The organism is Mycobacterium saskatchewanense (assembly GCF_010729105.1).
Lineage (GTDB): Bacteria > Actinomycetota > Actinomycetes > Mycobacteriales > Mycobacteriaceae > Mycobacterium > Mycobacterium saskatchewanense.
This window is the reverse complement of the sequence record NZ_AP022573.1, coordinates 2,894,931-2,914,275: the sequence shown is the minus strand read 5'-3', so window position 1 is coordinate 2,914,275 and position 19,345 is coordinate 2,894,931. Positions and strand designations below refer to the sequence as shown.

The 19,345-nt window shown below is 68.1% G+C and carries 20 protein-coding genes; 9 read left to right on the top strand and 11 right to left on the bottom strand.

Going from position 1 to position 19,345, the window contains the following annotated elements:
* Positions 1 to 11: 11 nt before the first annotated feature.
* From G6N56_RS13575 to G6N56_RS13555, 5 genes are all read right to left on the bottom strand, one after another.
* The gene (locus tag G6N56_RS13575) at positions 12 to 719 is read right to left on the bottom strand and encodes a haloacid dehalogenase type II (RefSeq protein WP_085255728.1); all 708 of its coding nucleotides are present in this window, start codon (positions 717 to 719) and stop codon (positions 12 to 14) included.
* Positions 720 to 821: 102 nt separating this feature from the next.
* Entirely contained in the window at positions 822 to 1,871 is a 1,050-nt protein-coding gene (locus G6N56_RS13570) for a zinc-binding alcohol dehydrogenase family protein (RefSeq protein WP_085255729.1), read from the bottom strand.
* Between the two features lie 166 nt (positions 1,872 to 2,037).
* On the bottom strand, positions 2,038 to 2,679 hold the full coding sequence (locus G6N56_RS13565; protein ID WP_085255730.1) for a TetR/AcrR family transcriptional regulator: 642 nt from the start codon (positions 2,677 to 2,679) through the stop codon (positions 2,038 to 2,040).
* Positions 2,672 to 3,391 (bottom strand): TetR/AcrR family transcriptional regulator, encoded by a 720-nt coding sequence (locus G6N56_RS13560; protein WP_085255731.1) that lies wholly within the window; start codon positions 3,389 to 3,391, stop codon positions 2,672 to 2,674. Before G6N56_RS13560 ends, G6N56_RS13565 begins: the two co-directional genes overlap by 8 nt.
* A 71-nt stretch (positions 3,392 to 3,462) precedes the next feature.
* On the bottom strand, positions 3,463 to 4,341 hold the full coding sequence (locus tag G6N56_RS13555; RefSeq protein WP_085255732.1) for an alpha/beta fold hydrolase: 879 nt from the start codon (positions 4,339 to 4,341) through the stop codon (positions 3,463 to 3,465).
* Between the two features lie 117 nt (positions 4,342 to 4,458).
* Here G6N56_RS13555 and G6N56_RS13550 point away from each other — a divergent pair, with 117 nt between their 5' ends.
* Positions 4,459 to 4,629: a hypothetical protein gene (locus G6N56_RS13550; protein ID WP_158090717.1), complete on the top strand. Its 171-nt coding sequence runs from the start codon at positions 4,459 to 4,461 to the stop codon at positions 4,627 to 4,629.
* 198 nt (positions 4,630 to 4,827) lie between these two features.
* On the opposite strand, the gene G6N56_RS13545 is transcribed toward G6N56_RS13550, so the two are convergent.
* On the bottom strand, positions 4,828 to 5,628 hold the full coding sequence (locus G6N56_RS13545) for a family 1 encapsulin nanocompartment shell protein (protein ID WP_085255734.1): 801 nt from the start codon (positions 5,626 to 5,628) through the stop codon (positions 4,828 to 4,830).
* The gene (locus G6N56_RS13540; protein ID WP_085255735.1) at positions 5,625 to 6,641 is read right to left on the bottom strand and encodes a Dyp-type peroxidase; all 1,017 of its coding nucleotides are present in this window, start codon (positions 6,639 to 6,641) and stop codon (positions 5,625 to 5,627) included. The genes G6N56_RS13545 and G6N56_RS13540 overlap by 4 nt, the downstream gene beginning before the upstream one ends.
* Before the next feature lie 122 nt (positions 6,642 to 6,763).
* Between G6N56_RS13540 and G6N56_RS13535 the strand changes: the two genes are divergently transcribed.
* The 3 genes from G6N56_RS13535 to G6N56_RS13525 all read left to right on the top strand — a co-directional run bounded on the left by G6N56_RS13535 (position 6,764) and on the right by G6N56_RS13525 (position 11,051).
* Complete coding sequence (locus tag G6N56_RS13535; protein WP_085255889.1) at positions 6,764 to 8,020, top strand: M18 family aminopeptidase; 1,257 nt, start codon at positions 6,764 to 6,766, stop codon at positions 8,018 to 8,020.
* A 116-nt stretch (positions 8,021 to 8,136) separates the two neighbouring features.
* A complete protein-coding gene (gene purL, locus G6N56_RS13530; RefSeq protein WP_163645118.1) occupies positions 8,137 to 10,434 on the top strand; it encodes a phosphoribosylformylglycinamidine synthase subunit PurL in 2,298 nt (765 codons plus the stop codon).
* Complete coding sequence (locus G6N56_RS13525; RefSeq protein WP_142280610.1) at positions 10,431 to 11,051, top strand: Rv0804 family intramembrane glutamic endopeptidase; 621 nt, start codon at positions 10,431 to 10,433, stop codon at positions 11,049 to 11,051. Before purL ends, G6N56_RS13525 begins: the two co-directional genes overlap by 4 nt.
* Before the next feature lie 12 nt (positions 11,052 to 11,063).
* On the opposite strand, the gene G6N56_RS13520 is transcribed toward G6N56_RS13525, so the two are convergent.
* Entirely contained in the window at positions 11,064 to 12,269 is a 1,206-nt protein-coding gene (locus tag G6N56_RS13520) for an MCE family protein (RefSeq protein WP_085255737.1), read from the bottom strand.
* A 19-nt stretch (positions 12,270 to 12,288) separates the two neighbouring features.
* Here G6N56_RS13520 and G6N56_RS13515 point away from each other — a divergent pair, with 19 nt between their 5' ends.
* The 3 genes from G6N56_RS13515 (at position 12,289) to purM (ending at position 15,518) form a co-directional block, all read left to right on the top strand.
* Positions 12,289 to 12,678 carry a sterol carrier family protein gene (locus tag G6N56_RS13515; protein WP_085255738.1) on the top strand — a complete coding sequence of 130 codons (390 nt, stop codon included), beginning with the start codon at positions 12,289 to 12,291 and terminating at the stop codon, positions 12,676 to 12,678.
* Between the two features lie 137 nt (positions 12,679 to 12,815).
* A complete protein-coding gene (gene purF, locus G6N56_RS13510; protein ID WP_085255739.1) occupies positions 12,816 to 14,351 on the top strand; it encodes an amidophosphoribosyltransferase in 1,536 nt (511 codons plus the stop codon).
* Positions 14,352 to 14,423: 72 nt separating this feature from the next.
* Positions 14,424 to 15,518 carry a phosphoribosylformylglycinamidine cyclo-ligase gene (gene purM / locus G6N56_RS13505; protein WP_085255891.1) on the top strand — a complete coding sequence of 365 codons (1,095 nt, stop codon included), beginning with the start codon at positions 14,424 to 14,426 and terminating at the stop codon, positions 15,516 to 15,518.
* A gap of 92 nt (positions 15,519 to 15,610) precedes the next feature.
* Here purM and G6N56_RS13500 read toward each other — a convergent pair whose 3' ends face one another.
* The 3 genes from G6N56_RS13500 to G6N56_RS13490 all read right to left on the bottom strand — a co-directional run bounded on the left by G6N56_RS13500 (position 15,611) and on the right by G6N56_RS13490 (position 17,426).
* On the bottom strand, positions 15,611 to 15,796 hold the full coding sequence (locus G6N56_RS13500) for a DUF3073 domain-containing protein (protein WP_085255740.1): 186 nt from the start codon (positions 15,794 to 15,796) through the stop codon (positions 15,611 to 15,613).
* A 145-nt stretch (positions 15,797 to 15,941) separates the two neighbouring features.
* On the bottom strand, positions 15,942 to 17,036 hold the full coding sequence (ygfZ, locus tag G6N56_RS13495; protein WP_085255741.1) for a CAF17-like 4Fe-4S cluster assembly/insertion protein YgfZ: 1,095 nt from the start codon (positions 17,034 to 17,036) through the stop codon (positions 15,942 to 15,944).
* 9 nt (positions 17,037 to 17,045) lie between these two features.
* Complete coding sequence (locus tag G6N56_RS13490) at positions 17,046 to 17,426, bottom strand: metal-sensitive transcriptional regulator (protein WP_085255742.1); 381 nt, start codon at positions 17,424 to 17,426, stop codon at positions 17,046 to 17,048.
* Between the two features lie 179 nt (positions 17,427 to 17,605).
* Between G6N56_RS13490 and G6N56_RS13485 the strand changes: the two genes are divergently transcribed.
* Entirely contained in the window at positions 17,606 to 18,184 is a 579-nt protein-coding gene (locus tag G6N56_RS13485) for a hypothetical protein (protein ID WP_085255743.1), read from the top strand.
* A gap of 66 nt (positions 18,185 to 18,250) precedes the next feature.
* Positions 18,251 to 19,120, top strand: a complete 870-nt coding sequence (locus G6N56_RS13480) for an aminodeoxychorismate lyase (RefSeq protein WP_142280611.1) — start codon at positions 18,251 to 18,253, stop codon at positions 19,118 to 19,120.
* Positions 19,121 to 19,345 lie beyond the last annotated feature (225 nt).

Genomic DNA, 19,345 nt, shown 5'->3' with positions numbered 1-19,345 from the left:
TTCCGGTGTTGTTAGCGACGGGTACTGATGAGCCGTTCGGCCAGCTGCCGCAGGTCACTCACGACGAGGTCTGGCTGCGGCAGGCCACGCACCGGCAGCGGGGGATTGCCGGGCCGGGTGATCAGGGCGCCGCTGAAGCCGACGTTCTGCGCGCCGAGGGTGTCCCACACATGCGCGGCCACCATCATGCAATCCCGCGGCTCGGCGCCGATCCGCTCACACGCGTGCCGGTAGACCGCCGGTGCGGGCTTGAAAGCCTGGCAGGAGTCCACGGTCAGCTGTAGCTCGAAGAATTCGCCCAGCCCCGAGTGCTGCAGTGCCGTCGGACCGTCCGGATTGGGCGGCGAGTTGGTCAAGGTGGCGAGTCGAAAACCATCGTCGCGCAACGTAGTAAGACCATCCGCTACGTCGGGATGTGCCGGCATGGTGAGTAGGCCGGTCTTCAGGCGTTGGAGGTCGGCATCGGTGACGTCGACACGGTAGATGTCACCGAGCATGCGCAGCACGCCCTGGGCGAGGGTCGAGAAGGTGACGTAACTGTCCGCCAGCGTGACGGTCATCGAATACATGACGAGCTGAGCGAACCACTCGCGCAGTATTCGTTCATCGCCGAACAAGTCGCCGAACAGCGGTGCCAGCGACTCGATGTCGAGGAGGGTTTCGTTCACGTCGAAGACGAGGACGGAAGGCACGGTGTGAAGTCGAGTAGGGGTCGGCATGGTCAGCGCTCAGCTTTCGTTCAAAGACATCCGGACGCACGGCAAAGAGACGCCGCGCCCCCTGTGGCGGATCCGATTGGCCGGCCGGTATATATCGCTATCTCACTGCATGACGACAACCATTTTCCCGCCGGCCTCCCCCGACTCCATGGCCCGGTGCGCCTCCCGGATCTGGTCAAAACCGAAGACGCGCGACGGCTTTGCGTCGAGCCGGCCGGCGGCAACCTGCCGGGCAATGTCTTGCAGGGGCACATCGGAGAGCGGGAAGCCTGGAGTCCCGAACACAAAGCTGCCGAAGAAGTTGAGGTTCACCCCGCTGGCCATGCGCAGCAGCGGGTTGAAGTCGGCGATCGGCTCGAGTCCGCCCAGCCATCCCGCCAGGCAGGCGGTGCCACCGCGGCGAAGCATGTCGAGCGAATCGAGGATCGTGCTGTTCCCGACCAGGTCGAGCACCGCGTCGAGTTGCTTGGCTTCGGCGATGTGGGCAGCCAGGTCCGGCCTCTCCAGCTCGACGCGGGACGCGCCGAGGCCCTCTAGTTGCGCGATGCGCTTGGGGCTGCGGGTGGTCGCAATGACGTTGGCGCCGGCGGCGACCGCCATCTTCAGCGCGGCCTGGCCGAACGAGGAGGTCGCGCCGCGTAGCAGCAGCGTCTGTCCGGCCTGCAGGTCCAGGTTGCGGAACAGGCACGTCCAGGCCACGGCGTATGTTTCGGGCAACGCCGCCAGGACCGACCATGGCAGATTGGATTCGATGAGCGCCACGTTGGCCGCGCGCACGCGTGTGTATGCGGCATAGCTGCCGTTGACCGTTCGGCCCAGGCCGCCCATCAGCGCCGCCACCTTGGCGCCGGTAGGGAATTCGCGGCTCGGGCACGACTCGACGATGCCGACGCATTCGATTCCGCTGACTTCGGCGGCCTCGGCCCATTCCCCCCGACGCATGTGCATCTCGGCGTGGTTGATTCCGAATCCCTTGACCTCGATCACGACTTCGCCGTCTCGGGGCAGCGGCTTGGGGATTTCGGTGTAGACCAGGTTGTCGAGCCCGCCGAACCCGTTCAGGACTATCGCCCGCATCGTTTCCCCACCGGGCTCCTCGCGGACCACGGTTGGCGCGGTGGGCGGCGGGCTGGATGCGCTCGTGGTCGACATCGTGTTTGTGCCTCTTCCCTCCGCTCGTCGGCGGGGCCCCGTGAATCCGCGGCTTTGTGCATGCGGTTCGAACAACGCGTACCTATCGCGTCGTGCCCTTTATTGGGCCATATAACCCATTATTATGGGCTGCTAGACCCATCCTTGTCCAGCTTCGGCATTGCCTTCATGACTTCGGGCGGCGCCTGACCGGCTTTCGCCGGGCGAAGGAGCGCACGTAGTCGACGGCGGCATCAACGGCCACCCGCATGGGTTCCGCGTCGTCGGTGGCATGGGTGAGTAAGGCGCCGCCCTGGTGTGCCACCACCAGTGACACAGCGAGGTGCCGAGGGTCTGCGTCGGGACGCAAGTCGCCACGGTCGCGCATTGCGGTCAGGCCGGTACGGAACAGATCGATCCACTCGTCGTACCCGGCTGACAGTTCCTCGTGGAATTCGTCGTCGGCCTCGATCAGCTCACCGGCCAGCGAACCGTAAACACAGCCGCCCACCCGGTAGACGGGGTCGATGGCGGCCACGCAGGCGTCGGCCCAGGCCTGCAGGTCGGCGAGGCTGTCGAGGCCGCGCAATTTCGGCTGGGTGTGAAACACCCGGACGTCCTGCCGGCGTGCGGCCACGACATGACGGGTCAACTCGCGCTTATCGCGAAAGTAATGCGAGATCTGCGACCCGCTCACCCGCGCCGCCCGCCGCACCTGGTCGATGCTGGTGTCGGCGACCCCACGGGCGAACATCAGACGAGCGGCGGCGTCAACGATGCGGGCCCGCGTCGCCAATCCCTTCCGGGTCAGTGGTAGATCCTCAGACATGTTGGCGCCGTTGGCCGATCATGGCTTGCTCGGTGACGCGCCGAGCGCGGGGCCGCCGGGCGGGGCGCGGGGCCCGCTCGGCGGGATCGGCGGCGAACATTCGCAGATAGTTCACGGCGAACCGAACGGCGTCCGCATGGGGCCACTCCGCCCGGTACGTGAAGGCCAGGGTGCCGCCACCCTGGTGGGCGCCGACGATCACCAAGGCCAGCCGGCGAGGGTCGGCACCCTTCACCAGGACGCCGCGATCCTTCATCCGCTCGATCGACTGCTCGAGCAGGTCGATCCACTGCCGGTACCCCTCGCCCAGCGTGGCGCGCGTCGCGTCGTCGGACTTGACCAGCTGCGCGGCGAGGGTGTGGTACGTCGGCGTGCCGCTGTATCCGATGCGTCGTAGATAGCGCATGTTGAGATCGATCCACCGCTCGAAGTCGTCGAACGACTCCAGGCCACCGAGGCGGGGCTGCCGGTGAAAGTGGAGAACCACACCGATTTGCCGCCTGATCACCGCGCGGATCAACGCGCCCTTGTCCGCGAAATAGTGGGCGAGCTGAGACCCGCTGACCGAGGCCGCCCGGCGCACATTCTCCATGCTTGCCGTCGACAGGCCGTCGTTGACGATCAGCTGGGCGGCGGCCTCCACGATCCGGTCGCGGGTGGCGCGCCCTTTGGCGGTCAACCGTTGTCCGTCACGACATTCAGGATGCGCCATCGCGCCAGGCTAACCCGCGGGCGACTCCGGTTATGGGATATCCAGCCCATTGGGGCCGCGCCGCGGACGTCCTATCCGGAGCCGGCGGGGAGCCGCCTGGCGAGGAAGTCGCGGATCCGCCGCGCCACCTCCGTCAAGGCGGACTCGAGCAGGAAGTGCCCGCCGTCGAGCAGATGGATCTCGGCATAGGGAAGGTCGTCGGCAAACGCCTCGGCACCGGCCGGACCGAAGATCTCGTCACCGCGACCCCACACCGCCAGCAGCGGCACTTGGGTGGCGCGGAAATACTCGTGCAGGCGCGGATACAGCGGGGCGTTGGTCGCATAGTCCCGCAGCAGCTTCAGCTGTATCAGGTCGTTGCCCGGCCGCGAAATCAGGGCGTAGTCGTGATGCCAGCACTCCGGGTCGATCAGCGTCTCGTCATCGACGCCCGTGAGGTACTGCCAACGGGTGGCCTCCAGCGTGAAGAACTGCCGCACCGCGGTTTCGGTGTCGACGGTCGGCTCGTTCTGGTAAGCGCGGACAATCTTCCAGAAGCTGTCCACGAATCCCGCGTCGTAGCCGTTGCCGTTTTGAGTGATGATCGCCGTGATCGCGGACGGTCGACGCAGCGCCAGCCGCCATCCGACCGGCGCGCCGTAGTCCTGCACGTAGATCGCGTAGCGTTCGACTCCCAGGGCCGCGAGCAGGCTCGCGGTCAGGTCGGTCAGCGCGTCGAAGCTGTAGTCGAACTCCGTGACGGGCGGCGCGTCGGAAAGCCCGAAGCCGAGATGGTCGGGCGCAATCACGTGGTAGCGGTCGGCGAGCGCGGGAATCAGGTGCCGAAACATGTACGAGCTGGTGGGGAACCCGTGCAACAGCACCAACGCGGGAGCGTCGGGACGGCCTGCTTCGCGGTAGAAGAGCCGATACCCGTCGATGACGGCGTAGCGATGGTGGACAGCGGGCATGAGATCCTCCTGGCGAAGCGCAATGGACAATCGAGCGCCATGCCGCGTTCGACGAGTGTTTTCCAACCCTGCCCCGCGTCTGCTGATTATGGGTTGTATGACCCAGTATGCACCGAATTGGGCCGCGCGCAACAGTCCTCGGTCGCGATACCGCCTTGGGAGGGTGCGCGGGTCATCGCGGCCGGCCGGGATCAACCCACGCTCGCTGATGCCTACGGACGCAGCGGGACCGCCACCGAGGTCGTCGACATCACCTTGAAGGTGGACGGGGGAGAGCCGCTGGTTTAAGCGTCCGGGCTGTCGCTGCCCCAGCCCGGAAGTTGGTCTTTCTGGAGCCGCCCAAGCAAGGCGCCGTTTTGCGGCCGATTCCCGACGTCGCCCCGGTCACCGAGGCGTGGGGCGGGACAATGTTGCTGCCATCGAATGCTGCTTTCAGGGGAGAAGTTCGCTTGCTCCCCCATGAGCAGCGGGCGCGGGCGATTGTGCCTACGGGGCTAGGCAGACCGACGCCTCGGCCGTGTAGCACAAGAACGTCAGGGTCTCCTGCAGGTATAGCTGCACCGTGTCGGCGTCGTGGTTGAGGTAACCGATGGCGACGTCGGTGCCCAGCTGCAGGTCGAAGTCTCCGCCGCGAGTGGTCAGCACGAAGGCGCCATCGATGGCCGGCGCCCAGATGATGTCCCCGTCGACCAGTCGGTTCAAGTGCTCGCGGATGGGATAACCATGGGCGGTGGTTTCGCTCACCTTCGTGTAGACGTCGGCGGCCAGCAGCACCGAATACGGGCCGTCGACACCGGCCAGGCGCAACCCCGTCAGCGCCTGGGAGATGGCGTCGGGCATGTCCCGTGGGTCCTCCGGCAGTGTCAGCGCCGGATTGGAGCTGCAGCTTCGGATGCCGTCGATGGACGCGGCGCCGTAGCCCTCGAAGATGGTCCGGTCCTCGACGAAGGCGAGCTTCTTCGCCGCGGCCTTGACCGGATCCCAGTCGGAGTCGTTGGCGCCTCGCTCCACGTTGTCGATTTCCGTTCGTGACAGGGTGAACGGAACACGCAGCCGCACAAGCGGTTTGCTCTCCCGCAGGTGGGCCACCACCCCGTCGGTGGGGGCGGCGACGTCTTGCAGGCGGCCCGTGCTGACCGCCGCGGTGACCGGGCCGCCGGGCCCACTGACGTCGACCACCCGGCGTCCGGCGATGTGGCGTTTGAACGTCCGAGTCGCCTCCAACTCGATTTCTTCCCAAGCGGCGTCGGTGATCGGGGCCAGGTCGCGATAGAGGTTGTTTTTCATCGGGCGGTTCCTTTCAGGCTGCCGATCGACAGTGAGCCTTCAACAGAAGCGGGGGTGGGTGTTGCCCCCTCCGCCGCGACGGGCAGGGGAGGCGGATCATCGAGGAAGTCGAGGGTGGGGGAGAAGAACAGGCCGCCGGTGACCGCCGTCGAGAAGTCCAGAATGCGGTCGGTGTTGCCGGGCGGATCACCGAAGAACATGTTCTCCAGCATTTGCTCGGTCACTTTCGGAGTGCGCGAGTAGCCGATGAAGTAGGTCCCGTACTCGCCCTTGCCGAGCTCGCCGAACGGCATGTTGTGCCGCACGATCTTGAGCTCGGTGCCGTCGTCGTCGGTGATGACGTTCAGCGCGATATGGGAGTTCGCAGGCTTGTCGTCGTCATCGAGTTCGAGGTTTTCCAGTTTGGTCCGGCCGATGACCAGTTCCTGTTCGGTGACCGACAGCGAATTCCAGGACGACAGGTTGTGCACGTACTTCTGCACGTGGACGTAGCAGGAGCCGGCGAAGTCGGGGTCGTCGTCACCGATCTGGGTGGCGCTGAGCGCCAGTGCGCCGTCGGGATTCTCGGTGCCGTCGACGAACCCCAATAGGTCGCGGTTGTCGAAGTAACGGAACCCGTGCACTTCGTCGACGACAGTGACCGCGCCTTCCATCGACCGGAGGATCCGGTCGGCCAGCTCGAAACAGACGTCCAGGCTCTCAGCGCGGATGTGGAACAACAGGTCTCCGGGCGTGGCGGGCCCGTGGTGGCACGGGCCGTTGAGCTCGACGAACCGGTGCAGTTCCCTGGGGCGTGGACCCGAGAACAGCCGGTCCCAGGCGTCGGATCCGATCGAGGTGATGGCCGACAGGCGCTTCGGCGGTTCGCGGAATCCGATCGCGCGCACCAGTCCGGATATGTCCGGCAGCGCGTCGTGGACAGCCTCCTCCCCGCCGTCGTCGATCGTGACCACGAGAAATATCGCGGCGGGCGTCAACGGCTCGAGGATGGGCTGTGGCTGAACCGGAGGCACTCTGCTGACCCTAGTGGGTATGGCCTGCGCGGCGACGGGGAGCGTCGGGAGCGGCGCGAGTGAGGAGCCGCGCGATGTGGCCTGCGCGGCGACGGGGAGCGTCGGGAGCGATGATGGTGGGCATGTCGGCCAGCGCCGCAGGTCTCTGCGAATTCATCGACGCGTCCCCATCCCCGTACCACGCTTGCGCGACGGTGGCCGCCCGGTTGGGCGCCGCCGGATATGCCGAACTCGGGGAAGCCGACCGTTGGCCGGAGAAACCCGGCCGGTACTTCATCGTCCGCTCCGGCTCCCTGATCGCCTGGAATTCCGACGGGCCCGATCGACCGTTCCGGATCGTCGGCGCGCACACCGACAGCCCCAACCTGCGGGTCAAACAGCACCCGGATCGGCTGGTCGCTGGCTGGCGGGTGGTGGCGCTCGAGCCGTATGGGGGAGCGTGGCTCAACTCCTGGCTGGACCGGGACCTCGGGATCAGCGGCCGCCTGTCCGTCCTCGACGGTGCGGGCCTCGCCCAGCGGCTGGTTCGGGTAGACGAGCCGATCCTGCGGGTGCCTCAGCTGGCCATCCACCTGGCGGAGGATCGCAAGTCGCTCACATTGGACCCGCAACGGCACGTCAACGCGGTCTGGGGCGTTGGCGCCCAAGCGGTTTCGTTTGTCGACTATGTCGCCGAACGTGCGGGCGTGGCACCGGCCGACGTGCTTGCGGCCGACCTCATGACGCACGATCTGACGCCGTCGACATTGGTTGGAAGCGACGCCAGCCTGGTGAGCGCCCCCCGGCTGGACAATCAGGCCAGCTGCTACGCCGGCATGGAGGCATTGTTGGCCGCCGAACCGCGGGGATTCCTGCCGGTGTTGGTGCTCTTCGACCACGAGGAAGTGGGGTCGTCCTCCGACCACGGTGCGCAGTCCAACCTGCTCAGCATGGTGCTGGAACGGATCGTCCTCGTCGCCGGCGGCAGCAGGGAGGACTATCTGCGGCGCCTGTCGTCCTCGCTGCTGGCCTCGGCGGACATGGCGCACGCCACCCACCCCAACTACCCGGAGCGGCACGAGCCGGGCCACCTGATCGAGGTCAATGCCGGGCCGGTACTCAAGGTGCACCCGAACCTGCGGTACGCCACCGACGGACCCACGGCCGCGGCGTTCGCGCTGGCCTGCCGGCAGGCCGGGGTCGGGTTGCAGCGTTACGAGCATCGCGCCGACCTGCCGTGCGGGTCGACGATCGGTCCGCTGGCTTCGGCGCGCACCGGCATACCCACCGTTGACGTGGGCGCCGCCCAGCTCGCCATGCACTCCGCCCGGGAATTGATGGGTGCGCACGACGTCGCAGCGTACTCGGCGGCGATGCGCGCTTTCCTCGCGCCGGCGTGAATCTCCGGCGTCGATGCTCGACGTGCGGTGAAACGCGACTGCCCGCCCGGGCGGGCCGGCAGCGACGCCGACGGCGCCCGCCTGCTCAGCGCCGGGTGGCCCCCTAGACTGTCTGCGTGACTGTCTCCGGGACGAGCGAGCGCACCCACGCGATCGACACCGTCGAGCACGCCGCCGCCACCCCCGAACAGCCGCAGCCCTACGGCGAGCTGGGCCTCAAAGAGGACGAGTACGAGCGGATCCGCGAGATCCTGGGCCGCAGGCCCACAGACACCGAGCTGGCGATGTACTCGGTGATGTGGAGCGAGCACTGCTCCTACAAATCCTCCAAGGTCCACCTGCGCTACTTCGGCGAGACCACCACCGACGAGATGCGCGCCGGCATGCTGGCGGGAATCGGCGAGAACGCCGGCGTCGTCGACATCGGGGACGGCTGGGCCGTCACGTTCAAGGTGGAATCGCACAACCACCCTTCCTATGTCGAGCCCTACCAGGGCGCCGCCACCGGCGTCGGCGGCATCGTGCGCGACATCATGGCCATGGGCGCGCGGCCCATCGCCGTGATGGACCAGCTGCGGTTCGGCGCGGCCGACGGCCCCGACACCCGTCGCGTGGTCGACGGTGTGGTCCGCGGCATCGGCGGCTATGGGAACTCGCTCGGGCTGCCCAACATCGGCGGCGAGACCGTGTTCGACGCCTGCTACGCCGGTAATCCTTTGGTGAATGCCTTGTGCGTCGGCGTATTACGACAGGAGGATCTGCACCTGGCGTTCGCCTCGGGCCGGGGCAACAAGATCATCCTGTTCGGCGCGCGGACGGGCCTGGACGGGATCGGCGGGGTCTCCGTGCTGGCGTCCGACACCTTCGACAGCACCGGGTCGCGCAAGAAGCTGCCCTCGGTCCAGGTGGGCGACCCGTTCATGGAGAAGGTGCTCATCGAGTGCTGCCTCGAGCTCTACGCGGGGGGCCTGGTGATCGGCATCCAGGACCTCGGTGGCGCTGGATTGGCCTGCGCCACATCAGAACTCGCGTCGGCCGGAGACGGCGGGATGGCGATTCGGCTCGACACCGTCCCGTTGCGGACGCAGGGGATGGCACCCGCGGAGGTCCTGTGCAGCGAGTCGCAGGAGCGGATGTGCGCGGTGGTATCGCCCGAGAACGTCGACGCTTTTATGGCGGTCTGCCGCAAATGGGACGTGCTGGCCACCGTGATCGGCGAGGTCGCCGAGGGTGACCGGCTCCAGATCACCTGGCACGGCGAGACCGTCGTCGACGTGCCGCCGAGGACCGTCGCACACGAGGGGCCGGTGTACCAACGGCCGGTTGCGCGACCCGAGTCGCAGGACGCCCTGAACGCGGCCCGGTCGACGAGCCTGCCGCGACCAAAAACCGGGGAGGAGCTGCGGGCGACCTTGCTTGCGCTGCTGGGCAGCCCGCATCTGTGCAGCAGCAAATTCATCACCGAGCAGTACGACCGATACGTCCGTGGCAACACCGTGCTGGCCGAGCACGCCGACGGCGGCGTGCTGCGCATCGACGAATCCACCGGGCGTGGAATCGCTTTGTCGACCGACGCGTCGGGTCGCTACACCTTGCTCGATCCCTACACCGGCGCCCAACTCGCCCTGGCCGAGGCGTACCGCAACGTGGCGGTCACCGGCGCCACGCCGGTCGCGGTGACCAACTGCCTCAATTTTGGCTCGCCCGAAGACCCCGGAGTGATGTGGCAGTTCCAGCAAGCGGTCCGGGGTCTGGCGGACGGCTGTGCGGCTCTTGGCATTCCGGTGACCGGCGGCAACGTCAGCTTCTACAACCAAACGGGCTCGGCGGCGATCATGCCGACGCCGGTTGTAGGCGTGCTCGGCGTGATCGACGACGTCGGCCGCCGGATTCCCACGGCCCTGGGCGGTGAGCCCGGTGAAACACTGATCCTGCTGGGCGACACCTACGACGAGTTCGACGGTTCCGTCTGGGCCCAGGTGACCGCCGACCATCTGGGCGGGCTGCCCCCGCGGGTCGACCTGGCGCGGGAAAAGCTCTTGGCCGAGGTGCTGACGGCGGCGTCGCGCGACGGCCTGGTGTCCGCCGCGCACGACCTGTCGGAGGGCGGGCTGGCCCAGGCCGTGGTCGAATCGGCCCTGGCGGGTGAAACGGGTTGCCGCCTCGTGCTTCCCGAGGGGGCCGATCCGTTCGTGACGTTGTTCTCCGAGTCCGCCGGCCGCGTGCTGGTGGCCGTGCCGCGGACCGAGGAAAGCCGATTTCGTTCCATGTGCGAGGCTCGCGGGCTGCCCGCGGTCCGAATCGGTGTCACAGACCAGGATTCGGACGCGCTCGAGGTCCAGGGGCTGTTCACCGTGCCGCTGTCCGAACTGCGCGAAACGTCCGAGGCGGTGCTCCCGCGATTCTTCGGATAGGACGGCTGCGGGCGCTGTTCCTGGCCGCCGCCCTGGTCGGGTGGAGCTTCGTCACGCCACGGCTTCCGACGGCGTTGCGGCTGGGGCTACAGGCGGGCGTCGGCGGGCTGCTGGTGCTGGCGACCCGGGCGGGGTTGGGCCTTCGGCCACCACGGTTGTGGGCGGGATTGCGGACGGGCTCGGCCGTGGGGGCGGCGGCGGTGGGTGCGGTCGCTGCGACGGCGTGGCTGCCGCCAGTCCGCGCGTCGATGGCCGCCCGCGCGACGCCGCCGTCGGCGCCGGGGTGGCTCCTGGTGCGGATACCGGTGGGCACGGTGTGGGCCGAGGAGGCCGCGTTTCGCGCGGCGCTGGCCGGCGTCGCCTCCCGTGCTTTCGGTCCCAATGGGGGAAAGGCGTTGCAGGCCATAGCTTTCGGTCTCTCTCATGTTACCGATGCGCGTTCGACGGGGGAGCCGGTGCTGCCCACCGTGCTGGTCACCGGAGGTGCGGGCTGGTTCTTCGCTTGGCTGGCCGAGCGTTCCGGCAGCCTCGCCGCGCCGATGCTGGCGCACCTGGCCATCAACGAGGCGGGTGCCGTCGCGACGCTGCTTGTGCGGCGTTATCGGTGCGCCACTTGAGGCTTGTGGCGCTTAGGGATTGATGGTGTAGTCACCCAGCTGCCGGCCCCACACGTAGTCGACCGCCAGCGGTGAGCCGAGTTCGAAGTGGTTGTAGGGGGCGATGCTGAAGCCGGTGTCCATCACCAGGAGCGGCGCCGGCCAAAGTTCCCGCGTGATGGTCTGCCAACAGCCCGGTCGCCCACCGGGCCCGCCGTGTGCGTTGATCCGCGGCAGGTTCTCCGGGTAGATGTAGGGGTTGGGCGCTCCGGCGATGGCGCCGGATGAGCGCGCTCCGAGCGAGTAGCCGTTGTTGCCCAGGTCGGCGTAGATCTTGGGGGCCACGTCGTGGAAATTGCGGATAGTGCAATAGACCTCGGGGCTGTACTCGTCGAGCAGTCGGCTGGTGCTGACCAGGTCGGCGGCCCCGCGCGTGAGGTAGGGCCCGCCACGGCCGGCGATCTCCGCGCCGGTGTTGCCCAACCCGGCCGCGGCCAGCAACGCCACGTCCAGGTCACGCTCCTGCCGGTGGAAAGCGCGCGCGGTGGTCACCGCGTTTGCCAGGGCGTCCCAGAGGTCCGGTGCCGCGTCGGCGTAGGTGTCGCCCAGGGCGGCGAGCAGTCGAACGTCGCCGCGGGCGCGGGGCAGTTGCGGGTTCACGTCATCAAGGATGGCGTCGCCGTTGACCAGCGAGGCGCCGAATCTGTCGCCCAGCCCGTCAAGCGCCTGAGCCGCCCCGCTGAGCGTTAGGTTCAGCTTGACGGGGTCGACCTTTTCGGCGATCTCGGTCAACGTCTCGAACAACGTGTTGAACTCGGTCGTCACCGAGGTCGCGTCGACGACCGTGGACGGCGTGACTGGTTGAGGCGACGGTTCGCTCGGCGAAGTCAACGCGACGTACTTGTTCCCGAACACGGTGGTGGCCTTGACGGCGGCCGCCACGTTGGCCGGAATCAGGTGGACGTACTTGGGGGTGACGTCCAGGAGCAGCTGGGCGGCGGGCTTGCCATCGCGGGTGATCTCCGAGATGGTCGCCACCCGGCCGATCTGTACCCCGTTGAAGGTGACCTTCGAGCCGGGGTCCATCACCAGGCCGGCGCGGCTCGCGACCATGGTCAGCCTGGTGCCCGGCGTGAACTCCCCCCGGAACTGGAGGTAGAGCACCGCCCCGACGAACCCCGTGATCACGATCGTCACGAGGCCGATGGTCTTGTGCGGTGGCCCGCGGCGCGGATCCATGCTTTTGAGACCCTAGGGTATGGCCGCCCGGGACAGAGCCGATCCGGCAAAGACGCGACAGGCCGTGTTGAGCGTCGCGGACTGGCTGCGCGACGAATCCCGCCCGGCGCCCGACCGGGGAACCCTGGCGACCGCGGTGCGTCTGACCGCGCGCACGCTGGCCGCGGCGGCGCCCGGCGCCAGCGTCGAAGTCCGCGTCCCGCCGTTCGTCGCGGTGCAGTGCATCGCCGGGCCCCGGCACACCCGCGGCACACCGCCCAATGTCGTCGAAACCGATCCCCGTACTTGGCTGCTGCTGGTCACCGGGATGTCGTCGGTCGCCGCGGCGAAAAACGCCGGTACGCTCACCCTTTCCGGCGCGCGGGCCGGTGAGATTGACCACTGGCTGCCCTTGTTCGATATCGGCTGAATGTAACCCTGAAGTGCACGTTCAGCCCCGCACGGGGAATTTTCGGCACCCAACACGCGCTGCCAATTCGGCGTGGCGCACACCGTGCCCGTAGACTCCATTACGTCACCAACCGTTCCCCAGGGAGCCGCCGAATCGTGACCGTCTCAGGACCAGAAGCAGCCGAGCAGGACCTGAACTCACCCCGCGAAGAGTGCGGTGTATTTGGGGTGTGGGCGCCGGGCGAGGAAGTCGCCAAGCTCACTTACTACGGCCTGTACGCGCTGCAACATCGCGGGCAGGAGGCGGCGGGCATCGCCGTCGCGGACGGATCGCAGGTGCTGGTCTTCAAGGACCTGGGCTTGGTGAGTCAGGTCTTCGACGAGCAGACCCTGGCCGCGATGCACGGCCACGTCGCCATCGGCCACTGCCGCTATTCCACCACGGGCGACACCACCTGGGAGAACGCCCAGCCGGTGTTCCGCAACACCGCCGCGGGTACCGGGGTGGCGCTGGGACACAACGGAAACCTCGTCAACACCGCCGAACTCGCCGCCCGCGCTCGTGACGCCGGGCTGATCGCCCGGCGCTGCCCCGCCCCGGCGACGACGGATTCCGACATCCTCGGTGCGCTCCTCGCGCACGGCGCCGCCGACTCGACGCTGGAACAGGCCGCGCTGGCGCTGCTGCCCACCGTGCGGGGGGCCTTCTGCTTAACCTTCATGGACGAGAACACGCTGTACGCGTGCCGCGATCCGCATGGCGTGCGGCCACTTTCGCTCGGTCGGTTGGATCGGGGCTGGGTGGTCGCGTCGGAGACGGCCGCGCTCGACATTGTCGGAGCCTCATTCGTCCGCGACATCGAGCCGGGCGAACTTCTCGCGATCGACGCCGACGGCGTGCGCTCCACGCGGTTCGCCAACCCCACCCCCAAGGGCTGCGTCTTCGAGTACGTCTACCTGGCGCGGCCCGACAGCACCATCGCCGGCCGGTCCGTGCACGGCACCCGGGTCGAAATCGGTCGCCGGTTGGCCCGCGAGCGCCCCGTCGACGCCGACCTGGTCATCGGGGTGCCTGAATCGGGCACCCCGGCCGCGGTCGGGTACGCCCAGGAGTCCGGCATCCCGTATGGGCAGGGCCTGATGAAGAACGCCTACGTCGGGCGTACCTTCATCCAGCCGTCGCAGACCATCCGGCAGCTCGGCATCAGGCTCAAGCTCAACCCGTTGCGCGAGGTGATCCGGGGCAAACGGCTCATCGTCGTGGACGACTCGATCGTGCGGGGCAACACCCAGCGTGCGCTGCTGCGCATGCTGCGCGAGGCAGGCGCCGTCGAAGTGCATGTCCGCATCGCCTCGCCGCCGGTGAAATGGCCCTGCTTCTACGGCATCGACTTCCCGTCGCCGGCGGAGCTGATCGCCAACGCGGTCGAAGACAAAGAGGAGATGCTCGAGGCGGTGCGGCACGCCATCGGTGCCGACACCCTGGGCTACATCTCGCTGCGTGGCCTGGTCGCCGCCTCGGAGCAACCCGCGTCGCGGCTCTGCACCGCCTGCTTCGACGGCAAGTATCCGATCGAACTGCCCGGCGAGACGGCGCTGGGCAAGAACGTCGTCGAGCAGATGCTCGCCAACGCCGCGCGGGGCGCCGGGCTCGAAGATCTCGCGCAAGACGAAGTGCCGGTTGTGCACTGACCGGACGTCACCGTCGACCCGCCGAGGATGTTCGATACCGGCGGTCAGCGCCGACCGGTAGCCTTTATCGCGATGACGGATCCCGGAAAAAGCCCCGGACGTGAGCCGGGCAGCCAGGGCATTACCTACGCGTCGGCCGGGGTGGACATCGAAGCCGGTGACCGCGCCGTCGAACTGTTCAAGCCGCTGGCGACCAAGGCGACCCGCCCCGAGGTGCGCGGAGGACTGGGCGGATTCGCCGGCCTCTTCGCGCTGCGGGGTGACTACCGCGAGCCGTTGCTGGCGGCGTCCACCGATGGTGTCGGCACCAAGTTGGCGGTGGCTCAGGCGATGGACAAGCACGACACCGTCGGCTTGGACCTCGTGGCCATGGTGGTCGACGACCTGGTCGTGTGCGGCGCCGAGCCGCTGTTCCTTCAGGACTACATCGCCGTCGGCCGGACGGTGCCGGAACGCCTGAGCGCGATCGTCTCCGGCATCGCCGAGGGCTGCGTGCGCGCCGGCTGTGCGCTGCTCGGCGGCGAGACGGCCGAACACCCGGGCCTGATGGAGCCGGATCACTACGACATCTCGGCCACCGGCATCGGCGTCGTCGAGGCCGACGACGTGCTGGGGCCCGACCGGGTCAAACCCGGCGACGTCATCATCGGCCTTGGTTCCTCGGGCCTGCATTCAAACGGATATTCGCTGGCCCGCGCGGTGCTGCTGGAGATCGACCGGATGAACCTGGCCGGCTACGTGGAGGAGTTCGGGCGCACGCTCGGCGAAGAGCTGCTGGAACCCACGCGGATCTACGCCAAGGACTGCTTGGCGCTCGCCGCCGAAACCCAGGTGCGCACTTTCTGTCACGTCACCGGCGGCGGCCTGGCGGGCAACCTGGAACGCGTCATTCCTCAGGGGCTGGTCGCCGAGATCGACCGCGGCACGTGGACGCCCGCGCCGGTCTTCGCGATGATCGCGCAGCGCGGCCGGGTGACGCGCGAGGAGATGGAGAAGACGTTCAACATGGGCGTCGGTATGGTCGCCGTCGTCGCGGCGGAGGACACCGACCGCGCGTTGGCCATACTGACCGCGCGGCACCTGGATTGCTGGGTGCTCGGAACCGTCTGCAAAGGCGGGAAGGAAGGCCCGCGGGCGAAACTAGTCGGGCAGCACCCGCGGTTCTGAGGAGCCGACCGTCACAAGCATAGGCCGTCACGAGGCTCGGCAGTCACAAATATCGTGCCGATGACCACGTCATCGGCACGGTTGCAACAGTCTTAGCGGCGCCAGTCGTCCCGCTCAGCCCAGGACTCGCCGAGGCCGTCGTCCTCCAGCTCGCTGGAGTCGTCGGCGCTCGTTCCCGACAGCTCGCGCTGTAGCCGCTGAAAGTCGGTCTGCGGCGAACTGTATTTCAGTTCTCTCGCAACCTTGGTCTGCTTCGCCTTAGCCCGGCCGCGGCCCATGGGGGAACCCCCTCGCGCAATAACGGAGCGGCCTAACAAGTAGGCGGCTCCGATCTCCTGGTGTCGTATTGTCCTGCCGACAGTTTACCGTGCCTCACGGCCGGACGTCGTGCCCCCTGCCCGCTGTGGCGGACGTCATCAACGATTATCTCGCACCGCCCCGCAACCGTTCAACGGCCAACCGCCCGGCTCCGACCTGTTCCGCCGGCGGCAGGGAATCGGGGTCGATCACCGCAGCCACGGACCCCTCCGGGCCGGTCGCCAGCGCCGTGTCCGCGGGCAGACCGCGCTTGACGAGCGCCAGGGCGACCGGCCCGAGGTCTACGTGGTCCACCACGGTGCCGATGCGTCCGACGACCCGGCCGCCGGCAAGGACGGCATCACCCGCCGACGGTCGCTCCGCCGAGCCGTCGAGATGCAGCATCACCAGCATCCGCGGCGGTCGACCCAGGTTGTGCACCCGTGCGACGGTCTCCTGCCCGCGGTAGCAGCCCTTGTCGAGGTGGACGGCTCCCTCTCCTGGGCCGCCGATCCAGCCGACCTCGTGCGGGATCGTGCGCTCGTCGGTGTCGACGCCGAGCCGTGGGCGCAACGCGGCCACCCGGTGGGCCTCGTAGGCCCACACGCCGGCTGGTCGCAGTCCGGCCGCCGTCAACCGGCTCCACCAACCTGCCGCTTCGCTGCGCGGAACCACCAGGTCCAATTCGATTTGGCCGGCGGGAGCACCCGGCATCCGGCGCACAAAGCCGCCGCCCGGCAACGGAACCGCGGTCAGCTCCGCGGGCAGTGCCTCGAGGCCGAGCGTTTCGAGCACCCCATCATCGGCGAGCCGGGGGCCCAGTAGCGACAGCACCGCCATCTCGGCGGCGGACGGCGTCACATCAGACCAAAACACCATCTTGCGCAGATACTCCAGCAGCTGTCCGGCGCGCCACGGCTCGGTATCGAGGTAGGTGGTGCCGCCCAATTCGGTCTGGATCCAGTGGTCCTCCACTCGGCCCTGCCCGTCGAGGCTGAGATTCTGCGTGCAGGCCCCCTCGGGCAAGTCGCTGACGTGTTGGCTGGAGATGCTGTGCAGCCAGGTCTGGCGATCCTTGCCGGTCAGCGTGATGACCCCGCGGTGCGAGCGATCCACCACCGCGGCAGTGGTTTCGGCCGCGCGCTGCTCGCCGAGCGGATCGCCGTAATGCCAGACGGTGCCGGCGTCGGGCCCCGGATCAGGTGCTGGTACTGCGTTCACAGGTCAACTCTACGGATCAGCCGCTTCGCCAGGATCTGCGGCGAAGCCCTGCGTGCAGGGCACGGAGTCTGGATGCTTGGCCGTGGCGTCGTTGAGGCGCGCCTCGGGACCGGTCAGGGCGGGGCTGAACTTGAGGGCCGTCACGAGTTCGTCGATCGCGGACTGCCCTCGGCCGCCGATGACGGCCTCCGAGAAGCAGGTTTCCAGGTGATTGTGCAGCACCACCCGGTTCGTGCGCTCCAGCGCCGACTGCACCGCGGAAATCTGCTTCATGACGTCGACGCAGTAGGCGTCCGCCTCGAGCATGCGAATGATCCCGTCCAGATGGCCCCGCACCGTCTTCAATCGGTTGAGCGCCGCTCGCTTCTTTTCGGTCAGCTCGTGCGGCATCGCGCTCCCTTCCCGTGCTCGCTTGACAGCCGCGAACAGCACCTTTCCAGTGTAATGCCGAGTTAGCCCTACCCCTCCCTGGGTGGGGTACCGTGTTGGTTGGCAGGGCTCTTGCCGACGGGACACCGCTGCGCGATCCGGGGCGATCCGCGTCGGCGCCAAGAAGGAAGGGATTCGCCATGGGGGCTTTGACGCGGCGGGCCGCCCTGGCCGCCCTCGGTGCGGGAGGTGGGGCGGCCGTCTTCGGCTACCTGCTGAGGGGGGTCGTGAAGTGGCCGATCCCGGAGGTGCGGTTGGCGGATCACGACGGTTGCATGGGCGTCGGCCACGCGGACATGATGCGCTACGCCGAGATGTTCCGGCGGCACACCGAGATCGCCCGCAGCGTCGACGAGATTCCCGGTGGGGTGCGCACCACCACCAGATCGAGTGCACCCGACCTGGTGGCGCAACTGCAAGCGCACGTCTCGAGTATGTACGCGCGACTCGACCAGGGCACCGAGGTGATGTGTGCGAGCGCCAGCCTGCCCACGCTGTTCCGACGGGCCGGGGGTTACCGCCGCGTCATGACTCTCACGCCCGACGGCGTGATCACCGAGGAGACCTCGGATGATCCCGCGCTGACCGATGCCATCCGGGCGCACGCACAGGAGGTGACGGGGTTCGTGCGTGACGGCATGCCGGCGGCGATGCGGGGAATGATGGGCTGCGACACGATGGGTCCCGGGATGATGGGTCCGGGGATGATGAATCGGTGATTCGTCCCTGAGACCGTCACGTCGTGGTCGCCACTAGGCTGCCATCTCATGGCAGGCGAGATGGGCGTGATCGTCACCCTGGACGGCAAACTGCATCCGCCGGATGTGCCGTTGCTGTACGCAGACGACCTCGCGGTGGTTCGGGGGGACGGCGTCTTCGAGACACTGTTGGTCCGCGACGGCGCGGCCTGCCTGGTGGAATCGCACCTGCAGCGGTTGACCCAGTCGGCCAAAGCGATGGATCTGCCTGCCCCGGACCGCGACAGTTGGCGACAAGCGATCGGTGTGGCGTCCGGGCAGTGGGCCGACCGCACGACGGGCGAAGGCGCAATGCGCCTCATCTACAGCCGCGGGCGCGAGGGCGGCTCTGCGCCGACGGCCTACGTGATGGTCACCCCCGTCCCGGAGCGCGTGGCGGCGGTACGGCGCGACGGGATCGCGGCGATCACGCTGGACCGCGGGTTGTCCGCCACCGGTGCCGACGCGATGCCGTGGTTGCTCTCCGGCGCCAAGACCCTCTCTTACGCGGTCAACATGGCCGCGTTGCGGCACGCCGACCGGCAGGGCGCCGGCGACGTCATCTTCGTCAGCTCGGACGGCTACGTGCTGGAGGGCCCGCGATCGACGGTGGTGATCGCGACCGCGCCGGAGCCCGGAGGGGGCGGTCGGTGCCTGGTGACGCCGCCGCCGTGGTATCCGATCCTTCGGGGTACCACCCAGCAGGCGCTATTCGAGGTGGCGCGCGCCAAAGGCTATGACTGTGACTACCGCTCGCTGCGGATCCCGGACCTCCATGCCGCTCAAGGGATCTGGCTGGTATCGAGCATGACCCTGGCCGCTCGCGTGCACACGCTCGATGGGCGGCGACTGTCGTTCTCGCCGATGGCCGCAGATTTCGCGGAGCTGGTCGACTCGGCGATCGTCAGCGATCGCTGACCGCTGAATTGTGTTGTCGCCTTGCCCGATTACGGGTACGGTCGGCCGTACACAAGGAAGGAGGTGGTCCGCGAATTGATAGCTTCATGGACATGTGAGGTGGCTGCGCGCTAGCAGCAGTGACTCGGAAGACCCGGCCAATTGCGCTGGCGAATTCCCCGCAGTCACCCGGCCCCCGAGCTTCCGGTCTGTCCAACCTGGAGCTTTGCTCGGGGGCCGTCCCAT

Excerpts from the sequence above, each read along its gene's own strand:
- G6N56_RS13575 (WP_085255728.1), bottom strand. The coding sequence starts at position 719 with ATGCCGACCCCTACTCGACTTCACACCGTGCCTTCCGTCCTCGTCTTC.
- G6N56_RS13570 (WP_085255729.1), bottom strand. The coding sequence starts at position 1,871 with ATGTCGACCACGAGCGCATCCAGCCCGCCGCCCACCGCGCCAACCGTG.
- G6N56_RS13565 (WP_085255730.1), bottom strand. The coding sequence starts at position 2,679 with ATGTCTGAGGATCTACCACTGACCCGGAAGGGATTGGCGACGCGGGCC.
- G6N56_RS13560 (WP_085255731.1), bottom strand. The coding sequence starts at position 3,391 with ATGGCGCATCCTGAATGTCGTGACGGACAACGGTTGACCGCCAAAGGG.
- G6N56_RS13555 (WP_085255732.1), bottom strand. The coding sequence starts at position 4,341 with ATGCCCGCTGTCCACCATCGCTACGCCGTCATCGACGGGTATCGGCTC.
- G6N56_RS13545 (WP_085255734.1), bottom strand. The coding sequence starts at position 5,628 with ATGAAAAACAACCTCTATCGCGACCTGGCCCCGATCACCGACGCCGCT.
- G6N56_RS13535 (WP_085255889.1), top strand. The coding sequence starts at position 6,764 with ATGTCGGCCAGCGCCGCAGGTCTCTGCGAATTCATCGACGCGTCCCCA.
- G6N56_RS13520 (WP_085255737.1), bottom strand. The coding sequence starts at position 12,269 with ATGGATCCGCGCCGCGGGCCACCGCACAAGACCATCGGCCTCGTGACG.
- G6N56_RS13515 (WP_085255738.1), top strand. The coding sequence starts at position 12,289 with ATGGCCGCCCGGGACAGAGCCGATCCGGCAAAGACGCGACAGGCCGTG.
- purM (WP_085255891.1), top strand. The coding sequence starts at position 14,424 with ATGACGGATCCCGGAAAAAGCCCCGGACGTGAGCCGGGCAGCCAGGGC.
- G6N56_RS13500 (WP_085255740.1), bottom strand. The coding sequence starts at position 15,796 with ATGGGCCGCGGCCGGGCTAAGGCGAAGCAGACCAAGGTTGCGAGAGAA.
- G6N56_RS13490 (WP_085255742.1), bottom strand. The coding sequence starts at position 17,426 with ATGCCGCACGAGCTGACCGAAAAGAAGCGAGCGGCGCTCAACCGATTG.
- G6N56_RS13485 (WP_085255743.1), top strand. The coding sequence starts at position 17,606 with ATGGGGGCTTTGACGCGGCGGGCCGCCCTGGCCGCCCTCGGTGCGGGA.